Origin of the sequence: Corynebacterium nasorum (assembly GCF_022347325.1) — a bacterium.
Lineage (GTDB): Bacteria > Actinomycetota > Actinomycetes > Mycobacteriales > Mycobacteriaceae > Corynebacterium > Corynebacterium kefirresidentii.
The window spans coordinates 48,445-64,815 of the sequence record NZ_JAKRDU010000010.1 but is presented as its reverse complement, the minus strand read 5'-3'; the positions used below and the strand labels follow the sequence as shown (position 1 = coordinate 64,815).

The following is a 16,371-nucleotide window of genomic DNA, read 5'->3' as shown; positions in this document are numbered from 1 at the left end:
AAATAGTCCCATCAAGGTCGAATATATAATCGCTCACCGCTGTTTAACGCCTATCGCAATGGAGTTCTTACCCAGGGCAAAGAGCGTAAGTACTGCTACGACTGACACGAGGATAAAAGTAACTGTCACCGATAAGAAACCGGAATACTCCAGTAACAGCCCAGCCAAAATAGCACCCACCATCATTCCAGCCGGCGGAAGCATTTCAACACGCCCCCGTGCAGCTGGATTAGCTTTTCCGAACAGGTGTTGTTGCAAAGTTGGGCGGAGAGCAGCGAAGACTCAGTTTCTCATTCCCTGATGGCCGCTGCGTGTGGGCGTTGTTAGGTCGTCTCGAAGACCTGGTTGACGATCACCGCGTCCGGGTTCGGTTGCCCGTAGGCAAACATCGCGCCTTGCCCTTTCCACAATGATTGCATCGCCTCCATCCCTTTCAACGTCCGATATACAGATGTCCGGTTCTTAAACGCGCCTTTCGGCCCGAGGATCCGCTTCAGCCGACCATGGTCGCCTTCCAGGATGTTGTTGAGGTATTTCACCTACCGGTGTTCCATTGTTGGCGGGCAGATTCCCTCTGACTTCAACTCGGCGATTGCCCTGGCTAGGCAGGGTGCTTTATCGGCGTTGATCACTCTGAGATACCCGGCTGACGCATTGGATCTGACGGCCTTGGCAAGCAAACACTTCGCTGCGGCCACGTTTCGCTTCGAAGAGAGGTAAAAGTCCAGGGTCTGGCCACCGGCGGTGATCGCCCGATAGAGGCAGCACCACCTGCCGCCGACCCGGATATAGGTCTCATCCACCCGCCAGGAACTGGCCTGCCAGTCAGGTACCTGCCGGTACCACCGTGTTTGCTGGTCCAGCTCAGGCGCGTATTTCTGGACCCAGCGGTAGATCCTGGTGTGATCGACCGGCACGCCCCGCTCGGTCATCATTTCCTCCAGAGCGCGGTAGCTCACCCCGTAGCGGCAGTACCACCGCACTGCCCATAGAATGATGTCACGGGGAAATGACAACCGGAGAAGATACCCATGGCTGTGATTATTTCACGTCGCCGTTCCTACTGCCCCAACTTTGCAACAACACCTTTCAGGGTCATATGGGGGCAGTGGAGAGAAGTGGTGGATCAGTGGACGGCGGTGGATGCCGGAGTAGGCGTGGTGTGTTCCTCTTTCGACTCGGTCGGAGCCAGGCGAGCCGGATCCAGATCAATGCGGCGCAGCAGCTGGGCGTTCAGGGCCACCACGATGGTCGAGGCAGACATCAAGATCGCGCCCACGGCCGGGGACAGCACGAACCCGATCGAGGCGAGCACTCCGGCAGCCAACGGCACGGCGAGGATGTTGTAGCCAGAGGCCCAGATCAGGTTCTGGATCATCTTGCGGTAGCTGGCCTGGGACAGCTCAATCATCGACAGCACTGCCCGTGGGTCATCACTGGCTAGGACCACCCCGGCAGATTCCATGGCCACATCCGTGCCGGCACCGATGGCGATACCGACGTCCGCGCGGGTCAGAGCGGGGGCGTCATTGACACCGTCACCGACCATGGCCACGCTCAAACCCCGGTCCTGCAGCTGCGTGACCTTGGTGTCTTTGTCCTGGGGCAGGACCTCAGCGAAGACCTCATCAATGCCTAGGTCCTGACCAACCGCCTGGGCCACCTGCTGCGCGTCGCCGGTGATCATCGCGACCTTCACCCCGCGGTCCTGCAGGGCTTTCACGGCGGCGCGGGATTCGGGGCGGATCTTGTCCTCGACGGCCACCGCACCGATGATCTGACCGTCGCGGACAATATGGAGCACACCGGCCCCACGCTCGGTCCAGGCGCTTGTGGTGTCGGTGAGCTCGGCCGGGGTGGTGAGGTTGAACTCGCGCAGCATGTTCGGCCCGCCCACGAGGATCTCAGCGCCATCGACAGTGGCCCGAACCCCCCGGCCGGAGGCGGCGCTGAAACCAGTTGCACGGATTTGCCGACGGGAGGCCTCGGGATGGGCGGCCGCGGCCGCCACGATGGCGCGGGCCACGGGGTGCTCGCTGTCGGCCTCCGCGGCGGCGGCCAGGGCCAGCAGCTCGCCCTCGGTGACGCCGACAGCTGCCGCGACACCGGTGACCGCGTGCGCACCCTCGGTCAGGGTGCCGGTTTTGTCGAAGAGCACCACGTCGATGGTGCGCATCCGCTCGAGCGCCATCCGGTCCTTGATGAGCACCCCGGATTTCGCGGCCCGCTCGCTGGAGATCGCAATGACCAGCGGAATCGCCAGGCCCAGGGCATGCGGGCAGGCGATGACCAGCACCGTGACCGTGCGCACCACGGCATCGTCCGGGATGCCGATAATGGTCCACACCACCGCGGTGATCAGAGCGGAGATCAGCGCGAACCAGAACAACAACGCCGCCGCCCGATCCGCCAGGGCCTGGGCCCGGGAGGAGGACTCCTGGGCGTCGGCAACCATGCGTTGGATCCCGGCCAAGGCGGTGTCCCCGCCGGTAGCCTCCACCCGGATGCGGACGGTGTTGTCGGTGGCCACGGTACCGGCGACCACCTTGTCACCGGTGTCGCGGAAGATGGGACGAGATTCGCCGGTGATCATCGCCTCATCGAATTCGGCGGCTCCGTCGAGGATGGTTCCGTCGGCCGGCACCCGGGCACCGGCCCTCACCAGCACGACGTCGTCGACGACCAGCTCGGAGATGGCCACGGTGCGGGTGGTCCCGTCGATGACTTTCTCGGCCTCATCCGGCAGCAGGGCAGCCAGCGCATCAAGCGCGGAGGACGCGGCCCCGAGAGCGGACATCTCCAGCCAGTGGCCCAGCAGCATGATGGTCACCAGCAGGGCCAGCTCCCACCAGAAGTCCAGCTCAAAACCGCCCAGCCCCAGAGTGGTGACCCAGGAGGCGACAAACGCCACGGTGATGGCCATGGCGATCAGGAGCATCATCCCGGGTTGGCGGGATTTCAGTTCTTTCCACCCGCCCTTGAGGAAAGGCGTTCCGCCGTAGACGAAGATGATCGTGCCTAGCACCGGGGGGATCCAGGTGGATCCGGGGAATGCCGGGAGGTGGTAGCCGAGCAGGTGGGCGACCATGGGGCTGAAAATAACGACGGGAATGGACAGAATCAGAGACCACCAGAAGCGGTCCCGAAACATTGCGGTGCTGTGTCCGGCGTGTTCGCCGTGACCATGCACGTGGTGGTCTTCGTCCAGGGCGGAGTGCGGGTGATCGTGGGGCATCGCCTGGCCGTGGGTGTCGGGATCTGCGTGGTGTTCGTGGCTGGCATGATCTGGGTGGTGGGTGTGGTCTGTTTCCGGAGCGGGGTGATCACCATGGTGATCACCGGAATGGTGGGGAGTGCTCATGACGTTCCTTTCGCTCAACCCGGTCGGGATCGAGATGATGGGTAAGACTGATCAGGATAAGACGGTGTAGCCGGCCTCCTCGATGGCCCGGCAAACCATCTCCGGAGGTACGACACCGGTGACCGTGACGGTGGAAACACCACCAGCAGCGAGATCAATCTGGACGTCGTCGACCTGAGGGAGGGTCTGAAGGGCCTGGGTCACGCTTTTCGCGCAGTGCCCGCAGGTCAGGCCGGCGACCTGGAAGCTAGGGGAGGACCCTCCTGCTGACGAGTCGCTGGCGGCAGGGATGGAGGCAGTGTCTGCACGTGAGGCAGGTCCGCAACAGCTGCAACCGTGGGAGGCCATCGGCAAAAGGCGGGGCGGGGAGGTGATCATGGGAAAGCTCCTTCGGTTCGGTGGGGTGCGGAGATGCCGCCCTCTAGCGTATACCCCCAGGGGGTATATTTTCAGCATACCCCCCGGGGTATATTTTCAAGGGTGGAGGGCGCGGCCCTCACGCGGGGCAGGGTGTGGTCACCGAGCAACCTCCTCACTGTCGGAAGGGGACAGCGGGAGGTGGAGGGCAAACACCGCTCCGCGACCGGGTCCGGGGGAGGTGGCTGTGAGAGTGCCGCCGTGGGCCTCGATCAATGCCTTGGAGATGGTCAGACCGATACCGGCCCCGGCGGCGTCCCGGCTGCGGGCGGCATCCCCCCGGTAGAAGCGTTCGAAGATGTGTCCGAGCTGGTCAGATGGGATGCCCTCGCCGTCATCGGCGACGTGGATGAGCGCGGTGGACGCCCCCTGTCGGTGGACGCTGATCCGGACCTGTCCGCCGGCCGGGGTGTGCCGTAGCGCGTTCGACAGGAGATTGCTCATCACCTGGCCGAAGCGTTGCCGGTCCACGAGCACCCGGGCGGTGTCTGTAATGGTCTCGACCTGTAAATCGACGCCTTTGTCAGCATAAGCTTCCCCCGCGGCAGCAGCGGCGGTATGAAGCAGATTCCCGAGCCCTTCCTCCGCCAGGTCCAAATCGATCCGGTGTTCCTGGGCCCGGGAGACATCGTCAATGTCTTCCATCAACCGGGTCAGGCGGGTGAGTTGGTCAGCCATGATCGTGTGGGTGGCATTATTCCAGTCCACGACCCCGTCCTGGAGACCATCGAGGTAGACCGTGAGCACCGATAAGGGGGTGCCCATTTCGTGGGCCAGATCAGAGAGCATCTGGCGGCGGACCTGTTCGGTGTGTTCCAACCGGTCGGCCATGGTGTTGAAGGCATGCGCCAGGGTGGTGACCTCGGGGCCTGCTTTTCCGGCGGGCACGCGGATACGGGAGTTGCCGGCCGTCAGGCTGGTAGCGGCGCGGGTGAGATCCTGCAGGGGGGTGCGCAGACGACGCGATAACCACAGGCTGGCCAGCAGGGCGCAGATCAAGGCGGTGGGCAGGGCGACGACCAGGGTGATCAGGTTAGCGCCCCGGTAGGCCTGCTCGGCATGGAACAGCTCCAGCGAGGGGTCCTCCCGGCCGGTCATCAACATATGATCATGGAACAGGGTCGGGCCCACCATCGTGGCCACGGCCGCGGCCACTAGCAGGCTAATCACCACGACCAACACCTGGGCGGCCAGGAAGCGGAAGGTCAGGCCGGGTCCGTGATTCATGGCTGCCCCACCCGGTAGCCCACGCCACGCACGGTGTCGATAAACCCCCGGCCCTGGGTGTCGGTGCCGAGCTTGCGACGCAAGTTGCCGATGTGGACATCGACGATACGGTCATCACCGACCCAGGTGGTGTCCCAGACCTCGGTGACCAGGTCGTGGCGGGTCAGCACCTGGCCGGGGCGCAGGGCCAGGGCAACCAGCAGTTCGAACTCCGTGCGGGTGAGCTCCACAGTCGTCTCCCCCACCCGCACCTGATGGGCGACGGGGTCAAGAATGAGGTCACCAACGATCAAGGGGGTGGTCACCTGCGGTGGGGTGGTGCTGGTGCGCGGGCGGCGCAGCACCGCATGCACCCGGGTCACCAGTTCCCGGATGCTAAAAGGTTTGGTGATGTAGTCATCCGCCCCCAGGGTCAAACCGCTGATCTTGTCGTCCTCGCTGCCACGCGCGGTGAGCATGAGGATGTAGCAGTCCGAGAAGGTGCGGATCCGTCGGCACACCTCCAGGCCGTCGAGTTCGGGCAGCCCCAGATCCAGCACCACAACATCGGGGGAAAAGCGACGGGTCTCGTCCACGGCCTGGGTGCCGGTGTGCGCCTGGCGGGTATCGAAACCGGCCCGGATGAGGTAGGAGGCCACCATCTGAGCCAGGGGTTGTTCATCATCGACGACCAGCACCCGCCCCGGGGGCGTGGTGGTGGTCGGTGTGCGGTCAGCCATAGACCCCAGTATCGCTCCGGTCAGGGGGGAATACCACCCTCGCTCAGTGCCCGGCGGGGAAATCTTCATCAAATCTTCAAACATCACCCTTCGACCGCCGTCGCCCCTGTGCCCCACCCCGGGCCAGCAGCATCGCCTCCCCTGGTCGGTTCAGCAGGAGCCACCAGGGATTTCACTGCCTGCACCGCATACCCGGGGCGAGTAGAAGGACATCGCCCACGGCTGTGGGGTGGTGTCCCGGTGGTGACCCAGCCCACCGAATTCACCCTCTTTTCGCCCTGTTATAAAGCTGTGAGCAGGGTTTTTGATTTCTAGTCCGTCAGGCACCCGTGCTAGATAAAGGTATGGCATCGACCTTGAGGCGGTGCCTTCTCACGGTCTTACCACGATCCAAGGAGATTGACGTGAAACGAGCAGCGATCGCAGCCACCGCCCTCGCCCTCACGGGGTGTTCGGCCGCGGACCCGGAACCCACCGCCGACGGGACGGTGTCCCAGGATACATTCCTGACTACCCATGGCCTGGCCGCCATGGACGCGGTGGAGATCATTGATCACCTCGACCGGCAGAAGGTCACTGAGCGTCCCACGGATCTGATCGCCTCAGTGCGTGCCGATGAACTGCTGCTCTCGAGCGATGACCAGGAAGTCGTGGTCGATCTTCCCGACAATCAGACGTATGTCTCGATCGCACCCTATCTCACCTCCACCCACGACTGCTTCTACCACAGCCTCACGACCTGCCTGGGGGAACTCGACAATGAGGATATCCAGGTCACGATCACCGATGAGGCGACCGGTGAGGTGCTGGTGGACGAGGCGACAACCACCTTCGACAACGGGTTTATTGGCTTCTGGCTTCCCGATGATGCCACCGGCCTGATTGAGGTCAGCTACCAAGGGCGCACCGGCACCGCGGAGTTTTCCACCGCCGACGACGGTGCCACCTGTGTCACAGACCTGCACCTGACGTGATGGCTCAGCAGGGTCCTCACCTGCGCCTGTCTCCCGTGTCACTGAAATCTAACACCAAGGAAGGTTAAATCATGATGAACGGATTTTCCCGACGACAGTTTCTGCTCGGCGGGCTCGTCCTTGCCGGCACCGGGGCCGTGGCCGCCTGCACCAGCGACCCTGGACCCGCTGCCTCGGCACCAGGTTCCTCTCTTCGCCCCACTCCCACCCCCACTGCGCTCGGTGAGCCGACGGTGCGCCGGACACTGACCGCCCGGCCCCTCTCTCTGGATATCGGCGGCATCGAAGCCAAGACGTGGGGATACGTCTCTGACACCGGGGATGCGGCCATTGAGGCCACCGCCGGCGACGTCCTCCAGGTCGATATCACCAATGAACTGCCTGAGAGCACCTCCATCCACTGGCATGGCATCGCACTCCACAACGCAGCCGACGGTGTGCCCGGCATGACCCAGGACCCCATTGAACCTGGCGAGTCTTTCTCCTATGTTTTTGAAGTCCCCCACGGTGGCACCTACTTCTACCATTCCCACTCCGGCCTGCAGCTTGATCGCGGCCTCCACGCCCCACTGATCGTCCGTGACCCGCAAGACGCTGAGGACCAGGACGTCGAGTGGACCATCGTGCTCGACGACTGGGTCGATGGCATTCAGGGCACTCCCGACGATGAGCTCGACAAGCTCACCGGAATGGGTTCGGGCGACCATAACGGGAAGAAGGGGATGGGAGGTCACGGCCAGATGATGCACGGCACCCCGGACCGGGTACTGGGCGGGGATGCCGGCGATGTGATGTATCCGCACTACCTCATCAACGGACGTATCCCCCGTGCTCACCGGACCTTCGAGGCTCGCCCGGGCGACAAGGCCCGCCTACGGTTTATCAACTCCGGCGGTGACACCATCTTCAAGGTGGCCCTCGGTGGTCACCGCATGACCGTCACCCACACCGACGGCTTCCCTGTCCAGCCCCGGGAGACCGAATCGATCTACCTGTCGATGGGCGAGCGTGTCGACGTCGAGGTCATCCTCGGCGACGGCATCTTCCCGCTCACGGCTTTGGCGGTGGGTAAGGACGACCGCGCCTTCGCCGTCATCCGCACCGCCGGCGGCCAGGCCCCCCAACCCGATGTCGACTTCCCCGAGTTGTCGTCCACCGGACTGCTTCTGTCCTCCCTGAAGCCAGCAGACCGTGCACTCCTACCCGAGGACACACCAGACCGAGAAGTCAGCATCGACCTGGGCGGGCAGATGATGCCGTATGAATGGAGCATTCTCACCGACGGCCAATCCTCCTCCGCGACCGTGCAGGAGGGCCAGCGCCTGCGGATGGTCATGCGCAACAGGACCATGATGCCCCATCCCATGCACATCCACGGCCACACGTGGGCGCTGCCCGGCAGCGGCGGGCTACGCAAGGACACCGTCCTTCTCCGCCACGGTGAAACCATGATCGCCGACCTAATCGCTGACAACCCCGGTGAGTGGGCATTTCACTGCCATAACGCCTATCACATGGAAACCGGGATGCTCAGCTCGCTTCGCTACGAGTAACCACCACAGCAGGGTTGAGTGCCGAGGTGGGCGGGGGTGTCCCCCGAGTAGTGAACACGGCGTTGGTGTCAGGGGTGAGCAATGTGTGCCAGGAGTCAACGGGATTGAAGTATGCGTCAGCGCGCACGGCAGCAAGTTCAATGATGCGGTCGTAGCGCTTGTTAAAGCCGGTGGTTTCGGTATCAATGACCGCAAAGACCGGTTTGCCCGGTGTGCGCGGGGCGTAGCGGTTCAGGAGGTTTTCTAAAAAGCCCATGCCCTCAAGCCTAGAGGCCCATACCGACATGCCCGCCTAAACGCTATCGAACAGGTGCTGTTGCAAAGTTGGGCAGTAGGAACGGCGACGTGAAATAATCACAGCCATGGGTATCTTCTCCGGTTGTCATTTCCCCGTGACATCATTCTATGGGCAGTGCGGTGGTACTGCCGCTACGGGGTGAGCTACCGCGCTCTGGAGGAAATGATGACCGAGCGGGGCGTGCCGGTCGATCACACCAGGATCTACCGCTGGGTCCAGAAATACGCGCCTGAGCTGGACCAGCAAACACGGTGGTACCGGCAGGTACCTGACTGGCAGGCCAGTTCCTGGCGGGTGGATGAGACCTATATCCGGGTCGGCGGCAGGTGGTGCTGCCTCTATCGGGCGATCACCGCCGGTGGCCAGACCCTGGACTTTTACCTCTCTTCGAAGCGAAACGTGGCCGCAGCGAAGTGTTTCCTGGCCAAGGCCGTCAGATCAAGACAAGACAACAAGCAAGATGAGTTGTTGACACCATCGAAAACAAAAGTACGAAAGCCGAGAGCGGGAGTTAGGATGTAAATCCCCACACTTACAATCCTCGACCGGAAAAGTTCAGAAAAAGAAATAAACCGGAGGTCACGAACCCTTTCGAGTTTGTTACCTCCGGTGTCGCAGTTTGTACAACTGCTCATGGTGCCCGGGGCGGGACTTGAACCCGCACGTCCTTATCGAACACTGGCACCTGAAGCCAGCGCGTCTGCCAATTCCGCCACCCGGGCAGGGTGTGGATGTCTTAGCGACTTGATAAAGATACCACGAATGCTGCTCAGAACTACAAATCTGCAGGAAAAATAAACTATTTCGGGGAAGGAGCAGCGAAATTTCTGGGAACTTTCGCGTCGCCATCTACGTTTCGAGGGGGTGAACAAACTATACTGATCGCTACTGATCGCTGCATGGTGGAAAGGAGAATGGCTCGTGGCGTTTTTAGAAAAGCTGGCGAAGCTGGACTCCGCCATGCAACGCGGCCTTGATAACGGCATGGCCCTTGTCTTCGGCGGCAAGGTCGTTCCCGCGGAAATTGATGAGCTTTTGAAGCAAGAAGCTCAGGACAATCTCGCGCGCGGCGACGATGACAACCTTTATAGTCCGAACGTAATGACTGTAGGTGTCTCCTCCAAGGATTTGGAGAACTTGTCGCAGGATCGCAATTTGCCGGCCGATTGTGCAGACCAGTTGTCGCGCTTCATTCGCAATAGCGGATGGTCCCTCGCGGGCCCCGTGATTGTGCGTGTGGCGGAGGAATCTGGTTTGCGCACGGGTCAGCTTCGCGTGTCCTCGTTTATTGATCACGAGCCCACGGAAGAGACCGGTTTTGAGGCTATTTTCCACGACTTTGATGGTCAGGAGGACCAGATGACCGAGCAGCACGAGAATACGGCTGATGACGCGGTAACTACCGCTTTCATTGCTCCAGATAGTCAACCCGCCCCGCAGCCGCAGGGCCCCGCAGTCAACCTGATGCTGCAGGATGGCTCCTCGCGCGTCTATCACGTGCAAGAGGGCTCCAATATTATCGGCCGCAGCAACGACGCCGACCTGCGCCTTCCGGATACTGGCGTATCCCGCCAGCACGCGGAGATTACCTGGAACGGCCAGGATGCGGTTCTGGTGGATTTGCAGTCCACCAACGGCACCACCGTGAATGAGACGCCGATTGATAATTGGCTGCTTGCCGATGGCGACGTGATCACCATGGGCCATTCCCACATCGAGGTCCGCATCACGGGCCTTGATTCGCACAGCTACTAAGTTCAGTTAAGGAAGGGAGGTCGCCATGGATGCAGTCATCATGCTGGCGCTTCGCATCGGCTTGTTGGCTCTGCTCTGGATTTTTATCCTGGTGGCCTTAAACGCCATGCGCCGCGATACCAATAAGTCCGCCGGTGCTATCCGCCAGCAGTCGAAGAAGGTGGGGGCACCGCGGCGTCGGGAAGCGATTAAGCAGCTGTCCATCGTTGAGGGGCCGTTGCAAGGCTCCCACATGGAATTGGGCACACTAGAGGATTGCACGCTGGGCCGAGCCTCTGATTGCGATTTTGTCACGGGCGATGATTATTCTTCTGGCCACCATGCCCGGCTATTCCGCCGCGGTAGCGAATGGGTAGTAGAAGATTTGGAATCTCGCAATGGCACTTTTGTCAATGGCGTGCGCATCGACCAACCCGAGGTAGTCGGCGCGGACTCCGAAATTAAGCTGGGCCGCACTACCGTGAGGTTGAACGCATGACACTGAAGCTGAACTTCTTTGCTAAGTCCGATCGCGGCCTCATTCGCGATAATAACGAGGACTCAGGCTACGCCGGTCCTCACCTTTTGATCTTGGCGGATGGCATGGGTGGCCACGCAGCAGGCGAGGTTGCCTCCGAGCTGATGGTCAACCACCTAGAAATCTTGGACCAAAACCCGGGCCAGCAAGACACCACGGCGCTACTAGAAGCGGCCGCTGACCAGGCCAATGAGGCCATCAGTGACCATGTCAAGGCCCACCCAGAAACCGAAGGCATGGGTACCACGCTGACCACCATGCTCTTCAACGGCACGGATTTCGGCGTCTGCCATGTGGGTGATTCCCGCGGATACCTGCTGCGCGACGGCAAACTCGAGCAGATCACCAAGGATGATACCTACGTGCAATCCCTAGTGGATAAGGGCGAACTGGACCCAGGCGATGTCTCGTCGCACCCGCAGAAGTCCCTCATTCTAAAGGCCTATACGGGCCGCCCGGTCGAAGCAACGCTATTTACTCTCGGCGCCAAGCCCGGCGACCGTATCCTGTTGTGCTCCGATGGGCTTTCGGATCCGGTAACCGCCTCCACTATTGAGACCGCACTGGGGCAAGGCAGCATTGAGCAGGCCGGCTCCACCCTAGTGGACCTAGCCATCCGTTCCGGAGGCCCGGATAATGTCACCGTGGTTATCGGTGAAGTAACCGAGGAAAGCCCCCAGGAGCACGAACCATTCCGCGTCGGCGCCCTCGCGGGCCCTACGGAAGACCCAACCCATCCGGATTCTTCCGCCTCGCGGGCGGCACAACTCTCCCGCAAGCCTCAGGTAATTCCGCCGGCCGTCATGGCGGATGGCAAAAACGAGCGCCCAGAGCCTAATGATGACGAAGCGGAGGAGGAAACTTCCGGCCGAAAGACCGGCTGGAAGGTCCTCCTCGCCTTGCTCATCGTCCTCGCGCTGGTCATCGGTGCCGGACTGTGGGCAAAGAACTTCTTGTCCAATAATTATTACGTAGCTACCAACGAGGCACAGGAAATCACCATCCAACAGGGTGCTGATTACTCCGTCTTTGGCAAGGAACTACACTCCACGAACCAATACGTGTGCATCAATGACAGCAATTCGCTCCTCTTTTCCGGCGAGCCATGCAAGGGCGACTTTGCACCGCTAAAGGTTACGGACCTACCGGAATCTGAACGCAGCGCCGTCGACCATCTCTCCACTGGTGATCTGGGTGAGGTGCAGCAGCAAGTCAATGATTTGGGCGATAAGGCGCTCAAGCCATGTATTACTGCGCCGAGCCAAAAAGATAAGAAGGATGCCAAGAAAAACAAGCCTGGCGTCACCTGCCGGGAGGTGTAGGTTGTGAAAAAGTTTTTTAGCCGAGGGACCGAACTCGGCCTGCTCATCCTAGCCGCCATTGTCTTCGCTATTACCCTGGTCAGCCTTGAGCTTTCCCAGGACAACGCTCTGACCATGGACCTGGTTTATCTCATTGGCGGTTTCATTGGCGTCTTTACCGTCGCCCATCTGGTGATGTGCTTCTTAGCACCTTATGCCGATCAGATCATGCTGCCCATCGTGGCGATCCTCAATGGCATCGGGCTCATCATGTTGGCCCGCCTAGATCTGGTCAATGAAAGCGGGCTCGCGGTGCGTCAGGTCATGTGGACCGTCGTCGGACTCGTACTCTTCGTGCTGGTCTTGGCCATTTTGAAGGATCACCGCTCGCTGACGCGCTACTCCTATATCTTGGGTGCCGCAGGCCTTGTCCTGCTGGCCCTGCCGCTGGTATGGCCGCAGCCTGCGGACGTGGAGGCACGCATCTGGATAAACTTGGGTCCGTTTTCAATCCAGCCCGGCGAGTTCTCCAAGATCTTGCTGATCTTGTTCTTTGCCATGCTGCTGACGCAGAAGCGCTCCCTATTTACCGTGGCGGGATACCGAGTACTGGGTATCTCCCTGCCGCGCTTGCGCGACCTCGCACCCATCCTGATCATTTGGGCCATCGCGATCGTCATCATGGGTATCTCCAATGACTTCGGCCCAGCGCTGCTGCTGTTTAGCACCGTCCTTGGCATGCTGTTTATGGCCACCGGCCGAGTGAGCTGGCTGCTTATCGGCGTGGTTCTCGTCGGAGTGGGCGGTTTTGGTATTTATCAGATCTCCGCGAAAATCCAGCAACGCTGTTCTAACTTCTTAGACCCGCTGGGCAATTATGACGTCACGGGTTTCCAGCTCTCCCAGTCGCTATTCGGCTTGTCTTCCGGTGGCATCTCTGGCAGCGGCTTGGGAGAGGGGCATCCAGAACTCGTTCCGGTGGCCCACTCGGATTACATCCTTGCTGCAATCGGTGAGGAGTTCGGCCTCATTGGCCTTGCCGGCGTACTGGTGCTTTTCGGTATGCTGGCCATCCGCGGCTTTGGCACTGCGCTGCGCACCCGCGATACCTATGGCAAGCTGGTGGCTTCCGGTCTTTCTCTTACCTTGGCAGTCCAGGTCTTCGTGGTCACCGGCGGCATTTCTGCCCTGCTGCCGATGACCGGTTTGACCACGCCGTTCATGTCTGCCGGTGGTTCCTCTCTCATGGCTAACTATGTGTTATTGGCGATCTTGCTGCGGATCTCTAACGCGGCTCGTCGCCCCATGCAGGAGACCTCGAGCAATGCGCCGAGCGATACCTCCATGTTCCCGTCGGTCCAGGAGGCTCACCGATGAATAGATCCATCCGTCTAGTGTCCTTATTCGCCATCATTTTGACGGCCATCTTGCTGGTCAACTTGACGGTGATTCAGGCTTTTTCTGAAGATAAATACGCCCATAATCCGCGGAATATGCGCGGCTTCATGGAAATGCAGACCACCCCGCGCGGACAGATCTTCGCGGGCAATACCGTATTGGCACAGTCGACGCAGAACCCAGACGAGACCTACTCGCGCTCCTACCCCATTAATTCACCGGCCTTTGGCAACTTGACCGGCTACCTGTCTAGCCAATTTGGTGCCTCGGAACTTGAGTCCTCCCAAAATGACATCCTCAATGGCACCGATGATTCTTTAATGAAGCAAAACTGGCTCGATGCTCTGGCCGATAAGCCGAAGCAGGGCGCCAATGTAGAGGTCACCATCGATCCTGCACTCCAGCAGGCTGCCTATGATCAGCTTGTGGGCCCGGGTTACGAGGGCTCTGCGGTTGCCATTCAGCCTTCCACCGGCAAGATTCTGGCTATGGCCTCCAACCCTGGCTATAACCCGAATGATCTGATGGGCGATTCCGCCGAAGATGTTTGGGCCAACCTGCAAGAGCAGGAGGGGCAGCCGCTGGTCAACCACGCCGGTGCAGAAACGCTGCCTCCGGGTTCCATCTTCAAGATCATCACCACCGCGGCGGGCCTGAACAACGGTTTTAATCCCTCCTCCACTCTGACCGGTTCCAATGTCATTACCTTGCCAGACACGGTGACGGAGCTGACTAACTATGCCAACCAAAAGTGCAACGGCCAAGATGCGGTAACCCTGCAGACCGCCTTTGCACTGTCGTGCAATACCGCTTTTGTGGAGATGTCGGAGCAGCTCGGCGCAGATGAATTGCGCAAGTATGCCAAGGCCTTTGGCGTGGGAGAAAACTATGACCTCGGCGTCTCCACCTCCGCCGGTACCTTGGGCGATTTGCCGGATGGGGCGGCCACGGCGCAGTCCGCCATTGGTCAGCGCGATGTCACCATGACCGCGCTGCAAGCCGCTGTTATGGCGGGCACCGTGGCCAATAAGGGCACCCGCATGCAGCCTTACCTGGTCAATCGCATTACCGACTCCCAGATGAAGGACATCCGCACCACCAAACCAAAGAAGGCAGACCAGGCGGTTAACGAGGAAACTGCGGCTACGCTTACTGATTTGATGTATGCCTCGGAGCGTTCCTCCGCTGGATATGATGGCAATGGCTTTGCTTCCAAGACCGGTACCGCTGAGCATGGCGAGGGCCTAGCCCCGCACGTGTGGTACGTTGCCTTCGATCCGGAGCGGGATATCGCAGTGGGCGTCGTGGTAAAAAATGGTGGTAACTTAGGTGAGTCCGCGACGGGCGGCAAGGTTTCCGGCCCAATTGGCCGGGCTATCCTGCGCGCATACCAGGGGGAGCAGTAATGAATAGCGCCGAGAATAAGGAACATCTCCAGGCACTGATTGGCAGCGACTACGAGCTGCAGTGGGTAATCGGCCACGGCGGAATGTCCACCGTGTGGTTGACCGATGACACCCGCAATGATCGGGAGGTCGCACTCAAGGTTCTACGCCCGGAATTTTCCGATAACCAAGAGTTCCTCTCGCGTTTCCGCAACGAGGCGAAATCGGCCGAATCTATTCAGTCCGAGAACGTGGTAGCCACCTATGATTACCGCGAATTGGAAGACAACGGCCGCAAATTCTGTTTCATGGCCTTGGAATACGTCCGTGGCGAATCCCTTGCAGACCTACTGGCGCGCGAAAATACGCTGCAGGAGGAGCTGGCTCTCGACGTCCTCGAGCAGGCTGCGCATGGCCTGTCCATCATCCACCGCATGGAGCTCGTGCACCGCGATATTAAGCCCGGCAACTTGCTCATTACGCAAAATGGCCAGGTCAAGATCACGGACTTTGGCATTGCCAAGGCGGCCGCAGCCGTGCCGCTGACTCGCACCGGCATGGTGGTAGGCACCGCACAGTATGTGTCTCCCGAGCAAGCACAGGGAAAGGATGTGACGCCGGCTTCCGACGTCTATTCACTCGGCGTCGTTGGCTATGAAATGCTCGCCGGCAAGCGCCCCTTTACCGGAGATTCCTCCGTGTCCATCGCCCTAGCTCATATCAACCAGGAGCCGGATCCGCTATCGACGAATATCAGTGCCCCGGCTCGCGAGCTCATTCGCATTGCGTTGCGCAAGGATCCAGCCACCCGCTACGCCGATGGCAACGAGTTCACTCTAGCCATCTCCGCAGTCCGCTTGGGCAAGCGCCCGCCGCAGCCCAAGTCCGCACCGCTAGCGCAGCGCGCACCAGAGCCATCGCCGTCCGCCTCGACGGAGATGTTGGGCAACGTTGCCCAACCCACCACGATCCATCCGGCAGCGGGAACCGCTCCAGTTAAGGAATCGAAGGGTGGCTCCTCCTTTCTGAAGGGCCTGGGCATCACCTTGCTCCTCGCGGCCTTGGCCGGCGGTGGTTACCTCGCCTACCAGCAGCTAAGCGATAGCGAGGGAACGAGCGCACCCTCCAGCACGCCGGAAACCTCGGTGGTTACGGAGTACCGCGATCCCACCACCACCCACCAAGACACCCCGGACGAAGATACGGTAGAGGCCCCAGCACCGGTGACGGTGACAGAGACCGAGCCGCAGGAGACGGAGCAAGAAGAGACTCCGCGTACTACTCACCGTGAGACACCCACGCGCCACTCGCCCACCCATCAACAGCAGTCCCCGGCCCTACCGACGCAACAGAATCCGCAGGATACGCACGTTGAAAACACACCTGAGCTGGATACTCCAGTAAACTCGCAGGCTAATGAGCTCCCCGGAGACTTGGCTGATTTACTGACACAGGAGGGTGACTAA

At 60.7% G+C, this 16,371-nt stretch carries 13 protein-coding genes, 1 tRNA gene and 2 pseudogenes; 9 read left to right on the top strand and 7 right to left on the bottom strand.

The genetic code is table 11. From position 1 onward, the window contains the following. Positions 1 to 323: 323 nt before the first annotated feature. The 5 genes and pseudogenes from MHK05_RS08855 to copR form a co-directional block, all read right to left on the bottom strand. Positions 324 to 1,033: pseudogene (locus MHK05_RS08855) on the bottom strand (IS6 family transposase). Between the two features lie 93 nt (positions 1,034 to 1,126). After that, positions 1,127 to 3,361, bottom strand: a complete 2,235-nt coding sequence (locus MHK05_RS08850; RefSeq protein ID WP_239206180.1) for a copper-translocating P-type ATPase — start codon at positions 3,359 to 3,361, stop codon at positions 1,127 to 1,129. 51 nt (positions 3,362 to 3,412) lie between these two features. Then, positions 3,413 to 3,739 carry a heavy-metal-associated domain-containing protein gene (locus MHK05_RS08845; protein WP_239206178.1) on the bottom strand — a complete coding sequence of 109 codons (327 nt, stop codon included), beginning with the start codon at positions 3,737 to 3,739 and terminating at the stop codon, positions 3,413 to 3,415. Between the two features lie 138 nt (positions 3,740 to 3,877). After that, positions 3,878 to 5,005, bottom strand: a complete 1,128-nt coding sequence (gene copS / locus MHK05_RS08840; RefSeq protein ID WP_061925635.1) for a two-component system sensor histidine kinase CopS — start codon at positions 5,003 to 5,005, stop codon at positions 3,878 to 3,880. Continuing rightward, on the bottom strand, positions 5,002 to 5,724 hold the full coding sequence (copR, locus tag MHK05_RS08835; protein ID WP_034656116.1) for a two-component system response regulator CopR: 723 nt from the start codon (positions 5,722 to 5,724) through the stop codon (positions 5,002 to 5,004). Before copR ends, copS begins: the two co-directional genes overlap by 4 nt. 404 nt (positions 5,725 to 6,128) lie before the next feature. Here copR and MHK05_RS08830 point away from each other — a divergent pair, with 404 nt between their 5' ends. Together MHK05_RS08830 and MHK05_RS08825 are read left to right on the top strand one after the other, a co-directional pair. Continuing rightward, a complete protein-coding gene (locus MHK05_RS08830; RefSeq protein WP_239206176.1) occupies positions 6,129 to 6,698 on the top strand; it encodes a CueP family metal-binding protein in 570 nt (189 codons plus the stop codon). Positions 6,699 to 6,769: 71 nt separating this feature from the next. Next, the gene (locus tag MHK05_RS08825) at positions 6,770 to 8,251 is read left to right on the top strand and encodes a multicopper oxidase family protein (protein ID WP_239206174.1); all 1,482 of its coding nucleotides are present in this window, start codon (positions 6,770 to 6,772) and stop codon (positions 8,249 to 8,251) included. Here MHK05_RS08825 and MHK05_RS08820 read toward each other — a convergent pair. After that, positions 8,229 to 8,507 (bottom strand): exonuclease domain-containing protein, encoded by a 279-nt coding sequence (locus MHK05_RS08820; RefSeq protein ID WP_232212570.1) that lies wholly within the window; start codon positions 8,505 to 8,507, stop codon positions 8,229 to 8,231. The two genes, MHK05_RS08825 and MHK05_RS08820, sit on opposite strands and share 23 nt — an antisense overlap. A 106-nt stretch (positions 8,508 to 8,613) precedes the next feature. On the opposite strand from MHK05_RS08820, the pseudogene MHK05_RS08815 reads away from it, so the two are divergent. Further along, a pseudogene (locus MHK05_RS08815) lies at positions 8,614 to 8,990 on the top strand (IS6 family transposase); the annotation flags it as partial. 193 nt (positions 8,991 to 9,183) lie between these two features. On the opposite strand, the gene MHK05_RS08810 reads toward MHK05_RS08815, so the two are convergent. After that, positions 9,184 to 9,271: transfer RNA gene (locus MHK05_RS08810), tRNA-Leu, on the bottom strand. 199 nt (positions 9,272 to 9,470) lie between these two features. Here MHK05_RS08810 and MHK05_RS08805 point away from each other — a divergent pair. The 6 genes from MHK05_RS08805 to MHK05_RS08780 are packed head-to-tail and all read left to right on the top strand — an operon-like array spanning position 9,471 to position 16,371. Beyond that, a complete protein-coding gene (locus MHK05_RS08805) occupies positions 9,471 to 10,304 on the top strand; it encodes an FHA domain-containing protein (protein WP_005326268.1) in 834 nt (277 codons plus the stop codon). A 25-nt stretch (positions 10,305 to 10,329) separates the two neighbouring features. Next, positions 10,330 to 10,782 (top strand): FHA domain-containing protein FhaB/FipA, encoded by a 453-nt coding sequence (locus tag MHK05_RS08800; protein WP_005329668.1) that lies wholly within the window; start codon positions 10,330 to 10,332, stop codon positions 10,780 to 10,782. Beyond that, positions 10,779 to 12,143 carry a PP2C family protein-serine/threonine phosphatase gene (locus tag MHK05_RS08795; protein WP_239206172.1) on the top strand — a complete coding sequence of 455 codons (1,365 nt, stop codon included), beginning with the start codon at positions 10,779 to 10,781 and terminating at the stop codon, positions 12,141 to 12,143. The genes MHK05_RS08800 and MHK05_RS08795 overlap by 4 nt, the downstream gene beginning before the upstream one ends. 3 nt (positions 12,144 to 12,146) lie before the next feature. After that, a complete protein-coding gene (locus MHK05_RS08790; RefSeq protein WP_239206170.1) occupies positions 12,147 to 13,499 on the top strand; it encodes an FtsW/RodA/SpoVE family cell cycle protein in 1,353 nt (450 codons plus the stop codon). Beyond that, complete coding sequence (locus MHK05_RS08785) at positions 13,496 to 14,926, top strand: penicillin-binding transpeptidase domain-containing protein (protein ID WP_239206168.1); 1,431 nt, start codon at positions 13,496 to 13,498, stop codon at positions 14,924 to 14,926. Before MHK05_RS08790 ends, MHK05_RS08785 begins: the two co-directional genes overlap by 4 nt. Beyond that, a complete protein-coding gene (locus tag MHK05_RS08780) occupies positions 14,926 to 16,371 on the top strand; it encodes a serine/threonine-protein kinase (RefSeq protein WP_239206166.1) in 1,446 nt (481 codons plus the stop codon). Before MHK05_RS08785 ends, MHK05_RS08780 begins: the two co-directional genes overlap by 1 nt.

Excerpts from the sequence above, each read along its gene's own strand:
- copR (WP_034656116.1), bottom strand. The coding sequence starts at position 5,724 with ATGGCTGACCGCACACCGACCACCACCACGCCCCCGGGGCGGGTGCTG.
- MHK05_RS08795 (WP_239206172.1), top strand. The coding sequence starts at position 10,779 with ATGACACTGAAGCTGAACTTCTTTGCTAAGTCCGATCGCGGCCTCATT.
- MHK05_RS08845 (WP_239206178.1), bottom strand. The coding sequence starts at position 3,739 with ATGATCACCTCCCCGCCCCGCCTTTTGCCGATGGCCTCCCACGGTTGC.
- MHK05_RS08785 (WP_239206168.1), top strand. The coding sequence starts at position 13,496 with ATGAATAGATCCATCCGTCTAGTGTCCTTATTCGCCATCATTTTGACG.
- MHK05_RS08850 (WP_239206180.1), bottom strand. The coding sequence starts at position 3,361 with ATGAGCACTCCCCACCATTCCGGTGATCACCATGGTGATCACCCCGCT.
- copS (WP_061925635.1), bottom strand. The coding sequence starts at position 5,005 with ATGAATCACGGACCCGGCCTGACCTTCCGCTTCCTGGCCGCCCAGGTG.
- MHK05_RS08825 (WP_239206174.1), top strand. The coding sequence starts at position 6,770 with ATGATGAACGGATTTTCCCGACGACAGTTTCTGCTCGGCGGGCTCGTC.
- MHK05_RS08800 (WP_005329668.1), top strand. The coding sequence starts at position 10,330 with ATGGATGCAGTCATCATGCTGGCGCTTCGCATCGGCTTGTTGGCTCTG.
- MHK05_RS08820 (WP_232212570.1), bottom strand. The coding sequence starts at position 8,507 with ATGGGCTTTTTAGAAAACCTCCTGAACCGCTACGCCCCGCGCACACCG.
- MHK05_RS08780 (WP_239206166.1), top strand. The coding sequence starts at position 14,926 with ATGAATAGCGCCGAGAATAAGGAACATCTCCAGGCACTGATTGGCAGC.